Genomic DNA, 12,975 nt, shown 5'->3' with positions numbered 1-12,975 from the left:
GGAAATTAACTTGATAAGGCTTACTTCATTGACGAAAATTTACTAGTTAATTGACAAGATTATTTTTCAACAGCATGAAAATGACCTTAGCAAATGCTAAAGTCATTTTTTTTATTATTGAACAACTCAAATTTACATAAAATAAGTGGAAATAAAAAAGGTATTACCTTATTTTTTGGAGAGCTTTGAATATATTCTTAAATAAATTTTAATCGTTTTTAAGTGGAATTATTAGAAAATGTACACAATAGGTAGTAATATCAAGATAATTAAGTTGAAATATTAAAAATTTCTAATAAAACTCTAATTGAATTTTAAAATATTCATAAAGCCATTTTCATCTTAAACAGATATCCTTATACAATACAAATAATAATTTTATAGATGTTATTATAAAAAAAATGAGGGATAAAATAAATGAAAAAAATATTAATTATAGAAGATGAGAAAGAATTAGCAAATTTTATACGATTAGAATTAGAGTATGAAGGAAATGAAGTTCATATTTCAAATGATGGTAGAGATGGTTTAAATTTAGCGATCGACCAAGAATTTGACTTAATTTTACTTGATTTAATGCTACCTAATTTAAGTGGAATTGAAGTTTGTAGAAGAATTAGAGCGCATAAAGACACTCCAATTATTATGATTACAGCAAGAGATAGTGTTTTTGATCGAATTTCAGGTTTAGATAGTGGTGCAGATGATTATATTTCAAAACCATTTGTTATTGAAGAACTATTAGCTCATATGCGAGCAATCTTTAGACGAATCGATCGTTCAACAAATTTACACTGCTTAAAGTTTAAAGATTTGTCACTAGATTCTGCAGCTCGTGTTGTTAAAAAAGACGAAGCGATCATTGATTTAACTAAAAAAGAATTCGATTTATTGTACTTATTAATGAGCAATGTAAATCGTGTATTAACTAGAGAAATTTTATTAGAAACTGTATGGGGCTATGGCTCTACAATTGAAACAAACGTAGTGGATGTTTATATTAGCTACTTAAGAACAAAACTAGATGATAAAAACAATACCTATATTCACACTGTAAGGGGTACTGGGTATGTAATGAGGATGTAGAGGTGAATCTTACCTTGTTAAATAAGCTTTCGATTAGATGGAAAATAACAATTACAATCGCTGTACTTATGTTTTTCATATTTACATTATGTAATCTTATTCAATCTGCTTTGATTCAAATGTCTGTAATGAATCAGCAACAACATCGAATTGAAAAAAGATTAAGTGAAACGTCAGCTTATTTAGATGAAGAGTATAAAACGAAGAGACCAAATGCTAGCTCTTTAGTTGAAAATAAAGTGTATTTTGAAAAAATTATACAAAATAATGAAATGATCCGACTATTAGATAAAAATGGAAAAGTAATTTTTACAGTTTCTAGAAAAATGCCTAAAATTCATATTAATAAAAATGCCTTCGGGGAAATTCAAAAATATAGATTACACAATCAAGAAATTTTAATTACGAGTAAGTCATTACATTATAAGAATTTCGACGGCGTGTTAGAAGTTGCGATGAATGTAGAAATCTTTTCGAAATTAATTAAAGAATCTTTCATGATTCTCATTTTAGGAACAACCATTTCCTTAATTTTAAGTATTTTAAGCGGTTATTTCTTATCTAAAAAAATATTAAATCCTATTAAAAATTTAAACCAAACAATGATCAAAATAAAAAATAATCAATTAAAAGAGCGAGTTTTTGTAGGAGAAACAAAAGATGAGTTATCCGAACTCGGTCTACTTTTTAACAAAATGATGGATGAGTTAGAGGCATCAATTACAAGACAAAAGCGATTTGTTGAAGATGCTTCTCATGAATTAAGAACACCTTTAGCAATTATTCATGGTCACTTATCATTAGTTAATCGCTGGGGGAAAAAAGACGAAACTGTTTTAGAAAACTCATTAAATACATGTATTAATGAAACGAACAGAATGATTATTTTAACGAATGAGCTTCTACAGTTGACGAAGCTAGAGAAAAATAGTGAAAAGATCGAACAGTATGCTCCAACAAATATTAATGAAGTTTTAAATGAGATCATTAATAATTATCAACTGTTACATGAAGATTTGGAAATTCACTTCCATACTCCTGATCAAATTGTTGATAAAGCAAATATTGCAAGGGAACATTTAATGCAAATATTAATTATTTTGTTTGATAATGCAGTTAAATACAGTAAGGAACACACGATTATCGACATAAATACTGATCAAGTTGTAAACAAAATCGAAATCAAAGTAAAAGACAACGGAATTGGTATTAAAGAAGAAGATATCAATCATATATTTGACCGATTTTATCGAGCTGATAAAGCAAGAAGTCGTGCTAACGGCGGTAATGGTTTAGGATTATCCATTGCAAAAGACCTAATTGAAAATTATGGTGGAACTCTACAAATTACGAGTGAAAATGGAGAAGGTACAACTGCCTTAATCACATTAAACACAATTTAGATAAGAGGGGCATCTAATAATCCCCAAAAAGAAGGTAAAACCACAAGATATTTAATCGTATCTTGTGGTTTTTACGTATTTAGTGATTTATTGCGATTATAAGCGTTCGCTCTCCTATTCATCTTAGTTTAAACCTCATCAATTTAATAGTTTAGAACCATAATTTATGATAAAGTTGAATAAAAAGAAAATTCTTGTAATTTGGAGGGAGAACAAAGATGAGCTATGTTAGTATCGCGATAAATAATGCAATTATGATTGAAAGTCTACGTAGTGCTGGTGTAGAGAACATTCAGTTAATAAACGCTGTGAAGGAAGAGAATTTCGAGTTTTTAAATCAATATGGTAATGGTTTTCCTGACTGGGAAACATTAATAAATTTGTACAAAAACAATGAAGAGAATTTTAATAAAATCGTTAATGAAGGCTATCAAATCAAATTTCTAACAAAAGGATCATTAATGACTTTATTAAGATATAAATTTGGAATTGTAGTTGAAAAAGATTATGAAGATATGGGAACTGCAATTCAAGGAATTCATTTATCTGAAGAAGCAATTAATCTAATTAAACATACTCTTGCAGCAAATTGGAAATTAAGTACATATGTAGATGAAAATGACGGGCTTAAAAAAGTGCGTATTGAATTAGTTAAAAGTAGTGAAGTTGTAACAAAGTAAGATAAAGGAATTATCAGTAGAGGGGCAATTTAGAAATTGTTCCTTTTTCTTTACTCAATTATTACATCCTATACTTACACTAATAGTGCTCCTTGTCTAATCCCATATTTAATTAGTTCATCATATGGTTCACCATCTAAACCTAAAATTTTACAAAATGCTGGTTCTGTTTTATAGCCTTCTTTTTTTAGTTTAATAATCTTATCTTTGATAGTTGGATTTTGTATCAAAATAAACTGCTCAATTATTAGATGAAGATAAGCATTTTGTTTAATAGGTGGGACCGGTTGTCCAAAAATTTCTATTTCAAATCCCTCATAAGTAAAATTTGCAGTAATAGTTGGGATGCCTCTTACAAGTGATTGTGAAATTTGAAATTGTTTTTGCTTTTCATAACTATTTTTCAATAGTTTTTCAAATGAGTTTAAGTCATGTACCTCTGTAATAATATCTAAATCAGATCCTTCTATGTCAATTTCAATTGGAATCGTTCCACACAGTATAGGATTAAAATCCTTTAGTTCATTCAGAATATTTAATCGAAATAATGTTCCATATGCAAGTTGTTGTTTAAGACTACCGTTTTTTAAATAATCAATTGAAAGAAACATTTAGACTCCTTTCATATTAAATAAATTAAGTAAGAGCTTATTTAGTATAATACGTAGTTTATAAAAATAAAAAGGGAAATCGTTTTATGAAAGGAAAACAATAGTAAATTGAATTCAAAATCAAAAATTAAAAAGGAGTAAAACGATGGGGGTAAAAAAACTTTTTTGGGAAGATCCTTATCTTACAAAAGCTTCTGCAATCGTTACGAAAGTAGATGGCAGGGAGGTCACGTTAAACGAAACAATTATTTATGCTTTTTCGGGAGGGCAACAATCAGACTCTGGGAAAATTGGGAATTATGAAGTGATTGAAGCTAAGAAGGATGGGTTAGATATTATATACAATTTACCAGAAAATCATGATCTTCAAGAAGGACAGGAAGTAGTGATTGAGATTGATTGGGAGAAACGATATCGAATTATGAAGTTACATTTTGCTGCAGAAATCATCTTGGAGCTAATGTATCAAAATTATAATAATCCTGAAAAAATTGGTGCAAATATTACTAGTGATAAAGCTAGAATTGATTTTTATTGGGATGGAAAAATCTCGGACACATTCCCACTTTTAGAGACAAAAGCAAAGGAACTCATTGATGCAGATTTGGAAATAAGTAGTGAGTTTGATGACCTCAAAAATCAAAGAAGATATTGGGAAATCAAAGGATTTGGTAAAGTTTCATGCGGTGGGACACATATTAAGCGAACAGGAGAAATTAAAGGAATAAAGTTAAAACGAAACAATATAGGGGGAGGGAAAGAGCGGATTGAAATATATTTAATATGATTATCTAAATATAGTATTTGGAATAAAAAAGACGGTCCTAAAGGTTAGTGAAATGACTTTTAGAATCGTCTTTTTTGTGTAGTTTTTTATAAAATCTAGAATCTTAACAAATTAGCACAATTTTTAAGTAGTAATATGTCGAAAATAAGCTAAAAACGTCTGAGCCCTTGATAAATATAGACAAAAATGTCCCAATTGACTGAAAATTGGAAGATTTTATAATTAAATTTAATGAGTCAGTTGAATGTATTTTGATAGTTTTAGGAGGGAACGAGATTAATCGGTATTCATTAGAAAAGAGGGATTATGTGAGGAAAACAAAAAATGAAAAGTTTAGTAGAGTATTAAAGGGCTCCGCGGCGGCGGCAATATTATTGGGAATGTTATTTCCAACAATCCAACAAGACTATGCATCGGCAACAGCTGTACATGGCAAATCATCCGAGCAAATATTAGCTTCGTTGACTCAAGAACAAAGGGATGCTTTAACGAGGCTAAAGACGATGGAGAGTCATGGATTACAAGGTTTTGATAAAAATGACTTAAAGAGTAGTTCTGACATATCTGTTATTGTCGAATTCAAATCCAAGCCTGAAAAGGTTGCTATTCTCGAATCTGCATTAGAAGGAAAATCTTTAACTTCTACTGAAGCAAAGAGTAGAGTTAAACATGATCACACTAGTTTTGAAGAAGATCTAACGAAAATTTTATCTGCTTCTAAAGAGAAAAGCAGCGGTGCAAAATATAAGATCACTCGTTCATTTGATACTGCTTATAATGGAGTTTCAATGAAACTACCAGCAAATGAAGTTGAATCTCTATTAAAATCAGATTCAGTTCAAGCTGTTTATAAAAGTGTTGAATTTTCAATAGATCCACCAGCTGCAACGGATTCGCAAGAAGAACAAGATTCAATTAAAAGAATAGAGAGTATACCATTTTTAGGTGTAGATAAGCTTCATGAAGAAGGTATTACAGGCAAAGGTGTAAAAGTCGGTGTAATTGATACAGGAGTTGATTATAATCACCCTGATTTGAAGGATGCATTTAAAGGCGGATATGACTTAGTAGATAATGACCCAGACCCGATGGAAACTACATATGATGATTGGAAAAAATCTGGTCGTCCTGAGACTGATCAAAATCTATCAACTTACTATACAAATCATGGCACGCATGTCTCAGGAACGATTGCAGGTAGAGCCAAAAATACTGGTGGTGTAGCCGTTAAAGGAATTGCACCCGATGCTGAACTTTATGTTTATCGTGTTTTAGGACCTTATGGAACTGGAGAATTGGACGATATTCTAGCTGGTATTGAAAAAGCTGTTGAAGATAAAATGGATGTAATTAACCTTTCTCTAGGAGCAAACATAAACGATCCAATGTATCCAACTAGCACAGCAGTAAATTATGCTGTACTTAACGGTGTAACGGCATCAGTTTCAGCGGGAAATAGTGGGCCGAACTCTTATACGTTAGGTTCACCAGGGGCAGCTTCACTTGCGCTAACAGTAGGAGCAAGTAGTGCACCTATTCCAGTTACTAAATATTCAGGTGTTTTGGATGGAATAGATACATTTTTTCAATTAAGTACTCTCTATAATGATTTTGTTTCAGATTTAAAAGTATTTAATAATCAAACATTAGATGTAGTAGACTTAGGGGTTGGAAATGACTCTGATTATTTAAATAAAGACGTAGCTGGAAAAGTTGTATTTGTAAGTACAGGAGTAATTGGCACACAGTCCAAAACCGTATATGCAAAAAATCATGGAGCACGTGCAATCATTGCCTACAGTAATATTCCAAATGCAGGACCTTCGCAATTCGTAAAAGAGGAGCAAAACTTTATTCCTGCATTTTCAATGAGCTATGAACAAGGATTAGATTTTAAAGCACAATTAGCAGCAGGCCAGACTAAACTAACTTTTAAAGATTTGAAAGAAGTTAATACTGATGCGGACAAACTTGCTAGCTTTAGTTCGCGTGGACCTTCTAGAAGTAATTACGAAATGAAACCGGAAATTACGGCTCCTGGCGTCAGTGTTCTATCAAGCGTACCTGCTTACTCAATTTATAAGAACGACCAAACTAATTATAAATACGCATATTCTCGTATGTCAGGTACGTCTATGGCGGCACCACATGTCACTGGTATTTCTGCTTTATTACTTCAAGCAAATCCAGCACTTGAACCTGGCGACATAAAAACGATATTAATGAATACAGCAAAGCCTTTAACAGATAGCTATAGTGTGTTTGATGTAGGTGCAGGTCGTGTAGATCCTTATCGAGCCGTCCATACGGGTATGAAAATACAAGTTCAAGATGAAACATCTTTCCCATTAAATGGTGAGAACGTTAAAGTAAAGGAACTAACAGGTGGACTCAGCTTTGGTAGTCATTATGCAAATGAAGATGTTTTAGTAGAAAAGAAAGTAAACTTTACAAATTTAGAAACTAAACTGAAGAAGTTTAATGTAGATGTTAACTTCCAAACGAATGTGAATGGCTCGCTAAATGCTAGCGAAAACGGTGTTAGTGTAAGTATTCCTTCAGAAATTAAAGTTCAATCGTTAGATGCTAAGAAAATACCAGTTTCTATTTCAGTTCCAGCAAGTGCTAAAGCAGGTATTTATGAAGGGTATATTATTGTGACAAATAATGATGACAAGAATGAACAATATCGAATTCCATTTAGTGTACGAACTACTGGAGAAGGATTTAATTCAACTACATTGTCTTACAAATCTATGTCACCTTCGTTTTTACATGTGAAGCGTAGCTATAGTGCGAATCAATTTATTGATTTGATTTTTAATTTTAAATCACCGATGAAACGAATGGATATCGTTTTACAGGATGGAAAAACAGGTAATGATTTAGGCGTTATTGGAACAATTGATTTAAGCTCATCATACGATGGGACAAATTATTTACTAAGTGCTTTCTTTAATGGGACTTATCACGCTTATACAGGTAATACTTCTCAGCCAATTTCACCTACATTGAGTTATATAAAACCTGGACCGTACAAAATTAAAATTATTGGAACTAGTGCAAGAGATAAAGTATTTATTAACTACAATGATTTATATATAGACAATAATCTTCCGACAATGTCAACATCTTTTGATGGTAATGAATCACCTGTAATAGAATATCAGCCTGGGCAGAAAATAATCCCTGTCCAAGTCAAAGTGACTGATGATGAAGTTGCAAAAATGAATGAATATGGAATGAATGTAGATCAATCCGTTAATAAAGTTAATTATTCAGTTAATGGTAACTTCAATCCTGTTCTTCCTGTAGGAGTAGATGGGAAAATCGATTTAAGTGTACCAATGAACGAATCAAGTACGCTCTTAACTTATACTTTAAATGGATTAGATGGAGCAAATAACACGACACAAAAGAAAAATTACTACTTTGTCAAAGCAGGGACACCTTACGGATATGTAAAGACAGATAATGTAAATGTGAAAATGGGAGAAACGGTTAACGCTACATTTGTTTTAAACAATGTTCAAAATTTGAAATCAGCGGAATGGACGCTTAATAATATTGGCCAAAACTACGATATTATAGAGGCAAAGGCAAATGAAGCATTGAAGGATTTTGGTGCAACAGTAACGGTTGAAACGAATGGGAATAATTCAAAAGTAAAACTTGCTTTAGATGGAGAGAAAACTGTTAGTGGAAAAATTCCTGCGATTAACCTGAAATTAAAGGTGAAGAATACAACATTTGCAGTGAGTGCACCTGTAAATCCAATAATTGCTTATACAAATGATCAAGGTAATCGAATTACCCTTACTTCTGCTGGGATGGAATGGTTGATCCAACCAACATTCTCTGAAGTATTTGGTACATTAGGTGCAGAGGCTTCCATTTACAATCGAAATTGGAACTGGACGACTTCTGGTGCGACAGTTCGAGTGATTGATGTAAATGGTAAAGTATATGATGGCGCGTCTTCTCTTTTAAGTTATGGAGATTACAAAATTTCTAATCTACCATTGACGACTAAACCGTTTATTTGGGAATTAAAAGTACCAGGCCATTTTACCGTGAAGCGTGAAATCCCAATCGGATTAGATAAGAATGGTACGATTTGGGGACAGACATTACAATATTTTAGCGACAAAGCAACAGCAGGAGACGTTAATGGAGATGACGTAATCGATGTTTATGACGCACTATATATACAAACATATTGGGGAACAAATAAACGAAGTGCGGATATTAATAATGATGGAGCTGTAAACGTGACAGATTTCCAATTCATAGAAAAAAATTACTTAAAACAAAATCCATCAAACCAAAATGCACCTATTCCCAAAAAGAAATACAAAACGCAAACACTAGATTCAATAAAAGCACAACTTGGAATTTAAATAAAAGGAAATGGCTACCTTTCAATGAGGTAGCCATTTTTTAATCGTAAGGATTCCTATATTGTTAATCTTGCCTCTTAGAAATCAAAATTATCAGGGTCTGGACCAACACGCTTATTTGCATCAAGTGTAGCAATTTGTTGCATATCATTTGCAGAAAGCTCAAAGTTGAATACTTCAAAGTTTTCTTGAATTCGTGAAGGTGTTATTGATTTAGGAATTACGATTACATTACGTTGTAAGTGCCAACGGATGATAACTTGGGCAGTTGATTTACCGTATTGATCTGCAATCTCTTTTATTACAGGATTTGTCAAAGCTTCGCCACCTTGCATTAATGGGCTCCATGCTTCTAATGCAATTCCGTTTTTATGACAATATTCATGTAATTCGTTTTGTTGAAACATTGGATGCAATTCGACTTGATCGACCATTGGTTTAATATTGCGATGAGCTGCAATATCTTCTAAGTGATGGACATGAAAATTTGAAACACCAATTGCTGGCACAAGCTTTTCATCGTAAAGTCTTTCTAATGCCTTATATGTATCTAAATATTTTTCTTTTACTGGCCAGTGAATTAAATAAAGATCAACATAGTCCAAGCCTAATTTTTTAAGACTTTCTTCATGAGCTTTTAAAGTTGAATCATAACCTTGATCCGCATTCCAAACTTTTGTTGTAATAAAAAGTTCATCTCGAGCAACACCAGATTGACGGATTGCTTCACCTACTTGTTCTTCGTTTTGATAGACAGCTGCAGTATCAATATGACGATAACCTACTTCGATAGCAGTTCGGACTGCATCAACACCATCTTCTGGTGACACACGCCACACACCTAAACCTAATTGAGGCATTTTAACTCCATTATGTAATGCAATAGAATGTTCAAACTTCATTTTAATTCACTCCTCATCAAAGACTAAATCTAGTGTACAATATAAACTTTAAAAATAAAAAAAATTTGATAGAAATTAATGGGAATTTAAAAATAAGCATTTCGATTAATTAATCGTCTGACGGTATATTTACCATACTAAAAAATAAAAATTAAACGGTATAAATGAAAACATAATTTTAGAATAATACTATAAATGAGTGCAAAATGGTTGTATATTATGAGCTTTTCCTTCATTATAGGTATAGAAAAAAGCTCTTAATATTTGTTTGGAGGGAATTTTTTTATGTTAGATCAGATTTTAGAATTTAATAAAAAGTTTGTTGAGAATAAGGAATATGAGCAATACATAGCTTCAAAATTTCCTAACAAAGAAGTTGTAGTTGTTACTTGTATGGATACACGTCTAGTTGAGCTTTTACCAAAGGCTCTTGATATTAGAAACGGTGACGTAAAAATGATTAAAACGGCTGGTGCAGTTATTGCGCATCCGTTTGGTTCAGTTATGAGAAGTATTCTAGTTTCTATTTATGAACTTGGTGCAAAAGAAGTATTAGTAATCGGTCACCATGAATGTGGAATGGGGAATACAAACCCTAAAAGAATGAAAGAAAAAATGGTTGAACAAGGAATTAAAGAAGAAAACCTAGAAATTTTAGGCTTCTCAGGTCTAGATTTAGACAAATGGTTAACTGGTTTTACGAATGTATACGACAGTGTTAACCACAGTGTTTCTATTATTAAAAACCATCCACTTGTACCAAAAGAAGTTGAAATTCATGGTTTAGTAATTGATCCACATACAGGGAAGTTAGAAGTAGTTAATCGAGACGAAAAAACTGTTGAATAACGATTTATACAAAAAAGTTATCCTTTAAGTAGGATAACTTTTTTTAGGCTGTTGAAAAAAAGTTTTCAAGTAAATAAGAAATTTCATGTTGATTTCCACTACGTGTTTTGAGTTTGTTATTTTTATTTTCTTGCATTTTAAGTAACTCATGAACTCGTTATGAGTAAGTTATTTTTGTCATCAAGCATTTTAAGTAACTCATGAACTCGTTATGAGTAAGTTATTTTTGTCATCAAGCATTTTAAGTAACTCATGAACTCGTTATGAGTAAGTTATTTTTGTCATCAAGCATTTTTAGTTACGCATGAACCCGTTATGAGTAAGTTGTTTTCAAACATCATGTGTTTATACTTACTCATGAACCCGTTATGAGTAAGTTAGTTTCATCATCATGTGTTTATACTTACGCATGAACTCGTTATGAGTAAGTTGTTTTCAACATCATGCGTTTTACTTACTCATGAGAACCCGTTATGAGTAAGTTGTTTTCATCATCATGTGTTTATACTTACGCATGAACTCGTTATGAGTAAGGTATTTTCAACTTCTTGCTTCCCTACATACCCACGAATCTTTTGATGAGTTTAATTACCAAGATTCAAATAAATCTCTACCATTTAATGGCTGGACGGGACGGCTATTTGGATCGAAGTAATTTTGGTAAGAATGGATTTGTTCTTCTGAAAATTGTATAGGTTTGTAAAAGACAATCCATTTAATCCCTTCAGTACAAGGAGGAGTTGTAAAAGAGCCAGTGTAGGATACTTTTTTACTAGTATACGGAATAAACGATTGCAAATTTAGTTTTACAACTTTTCCCCCAAGCTCCTCATCAATAGGCTTTACATTAAGGATTTTTTGGAATTCTTTATTCAATCTACCGCTATTAACAAGAACTCCTATTGTTATAATAGATTTTTTTTTATTTTGATTTATAAAATGAATTTCTAAATCACTTTGTTTTCCGTTTATTGTATGTTCACTTGGAGTATGGAAATGAAATTGTTGTAATATATAGATTGTTCCATTTAAATTAATTGAGTTGGAGTGATTAACCGGAATGAATTTTACCGTGTAATGCGACCTTTCTATTTTAAAAAGATCATAATGATAGTTTATTCCTAAAGGTAATGATTTTTTTATAGTTTGATCAATATTAACTGGAGATTGTTGTTTACCATTGGAACATAGTGCATATTCTTTATTGATTGAACTCCAATAATTAGGTCCGGTTTTTCCTGTGTAAGACCATTCTTTGTTCCCTGCAGCTGAAACTGATGATTTATTTAGATGAACTTCTTGTACGATCTTACTATTTGAACAGGCTGAGAGTGTAAGACTGAATAGTATGACGAATAGAAAAAAATAGTTCATAATAACCTTTCCTTCCTTGGGATGTATGATAGGATACATTTTAGACAACGATGTTACGGGACAAACCTTTAATAAGGGAGAGAAGATAAGATGACATTAGAAGAAGTTATGAGATCATTAGAGGAAATGGGAACTGAGCAAACGAAAAAAACTTTTTTGCGTCATGGTGCCAAGGAACCTTTTTTCGGAGTTAAAATTGGTGATATGAAAAAGCTTGTAAAATATGTTAAAAAGGATCAGGAATTAGCATTATCACTTTTTCATACAGGAAATTCTGATGCGATGTATTTAGCTGGTTTATCAATTAATCCAAAAATAATGACAAAAGAACAGCTTCAAAATTGGGCTAAAGAAGCTCACTGGTATATGATTACCGAAAGTATTGTAGGTGCTGTTGCAGCAGAAAGTCAGTATGCAATTGAATTAGCTAGAGAATGGTTGAAGTCAGATGATGAATTAATTGAAAATTGTGGATGGAGTACTTATAGTCATTATCTATCAATTGCACTAGATGAAGAGATTGATAAAGAAGAAGTTCGTAAATTACTTAATTATATTGAAAATAATATACATACTTCAAAAAACAGAGTTCGTTATACGATGAATGGGTTTGTAATTGCAGTAGGAAGTTTTGTACCAAGTCTTACAGTTGAAGCAATGATGGTTGCTCAAAAGATTGGGAAAGTCCACGTGGACGTAGGAGATACGGCTTGTAAAGTACCTTTAGCAACCGACTATATTGAAAAGGTCGAAGCGAAAGGAAAGCTTGGAGTTAAGAAAAAAACATGTATTTGTTAATTTGATAAGTGACTCTATGTGTAGACAAATTACAAAAAACTTGAGTTTCAGGCAAGCGAAGCAACAGAAAGCGTGCGTTTGGCAG

The 12,975-nt window shown here is 32.0% G+C and carries 10 protein-coding genes; 7 read left to right on the top strand and 3 right to left on the bottom strand.

Annotated features, from left to right (window positions below; genetic code table 11):
- Positions 1-417 precede the first annotated feature (417 nt).
- From B6K90_RS07860 to B6K90_RS07850, 3 genes are all read left to right on the top strand, one after another.
- Positions 418-1,086, top strand: a complete 669-nt coding sequence (locus B6K90_RS07860) for a response regulator transcription factor (protein WP_056471929.1) — start codon at positions 418-420, stop codon at positions 1,084-1,086.
- A 14-nt stretch (positions 1,087-1,100) separates the two neighbouring features.
- Complete coding sequence (locus tag B6K90_RS07855) at positions 1,101-2,489, top strand: HAMP domain-containing sensor histidine kinase (RefSeq protein WP_088012182.1); 1,389 nt, start codon at positions 1,101-1,103, stop codon at positions 2,487-2,489.
- Positions 2,490-2,707: 218 nt separating this feature from the next.
- Positions 2,708-3,169, top strand: coding sequence for a hypothetical protein (locus B6K90_RS07850; RefSeq protein ID WP_088012181.1), 462 nt, complete (start codon positions 2,708-2,710; stop codon positions 3,167-3,169).
- A gap of 74 nt (positions 3,170-3,243) precedes the next feature.
- Here the strand turns inward: B6K90_RS07850 and B6K90_RS07845 are convergent, their stop codons facing one another.
- Positions 3,244-3,780 carry a DUF4269 domain-containing protein gene (locus B6K90_RS07845; protein ID WP_088012180.1) on the bottom strand — a complete coding sequence of 179 codons (537 nt, stop codon included), beginning with the start codon at positions 3,778-3,780 and terminating at the stop codon, positions 3,244-3,246.
- Positions 3,781-3,925: 145 nt separating this feature from the next.
- Here B6K90_RS07845 and B6K90_RS07840 point away from each other — a divergent pair, with 145 nt between their 5' ends.
- Positions 3,926-4,567 (top strand): alanyl-tRNA editing protein, encoded by a 642-nt coding sequence (locus tag B6K90_RS07840; protein ID WP_088012179.1) that lies wholly within the window; start codon positions 3,926-3,928, stop codon positions 4,565-4,567.
- A 308-nt stretch (positions 4,568-4,875) separates the two neighbouring features.
- Entirely contained in the window at positions 4,876-8,967 is a 4,092-nt protein-coding gene (locus B6K90_RS07835) for a S8 family serine peptidase (RefSeq protein ID WP_088012178.1), read from the top strand.
- A 77-nt stretch (positions 8,968-9,044) separates the two neighbouring features.
- Here the strand turns inward: B6K90_RS07835 and B6K90_RS07830 are convergent, their stop codons facing one another.
- Complete coding sequence (locus B6K90_RS07830) at positions 9,045-9,869, bottom strand: aldo/keto reductase (protein ID WP_088012177.1); 825 nt, start codon at positions 9,867-9,869, stop codon at positions 9,045-9,047.
- Between the two features lie 285 nt (positions 9,870-10,154).
- On the opposite strand from B6K90_RS07830, the gene B6K90_RS07825 reads away from it, so the two are divergent.
- Positions 10,155-10,718, top strand: coding sequence for a beta-class carbonic anhydrase (locus B6K90_RS07825; RefSeq protein ID WP_088012176.1), 564 nt, complete (start codon positions 10,155-10,157; stop codon positions 10,716-10,718).
- A 588-nt stretch (positions 10,719-11,306) separates the two neighbouring features.
- Here the strand turns inward: B6K90_RS07825 and B6K90_RS07820 are convergent.
- Positions 11,307-12,092: a carbonic anhydrase gene (locus B6K90_RS07820; protein ID WP_167555308.1), complete on the bottom strand. Its 786-nt coding sequence runs from the start codon at positions 12,090-12,092 to the stop codon at positions 11,307-11,309.
- Positions 12,093-12,182: 90 nt separating this feature from the next.
- Between B6K90_RS07820 and B6K90_RS07815 the strand changes: the two genes are divergently transcribed.
- Positions 12,183-12,890 (top strand): DNA alkylation repair protein, encoded by a 708-nt coding sequence (locus B6K90_RS07815; protein WP_088012174.1) that lies wholly within the window; start codon positions 12,183-12,185, stop codon positions 12,888-12,890.
- The last annotated feature ends 85 nt before the right edge of the window (positions 12,891-12,975 follow it).

This window comes from Gottfriedia acidiceleris, from assembly GCF_002128425.1.
Lineage (GTDB): Bacteria > Bacillota > Bacilli > Bacillales > Bacillaceae_G > Gottfriedia > Gottfriedia acidiceleris.
Note: the sequence above shows the minus strand (reverse complement) of the source record. Positions and strands in the feature narration are given on the sequence as shown.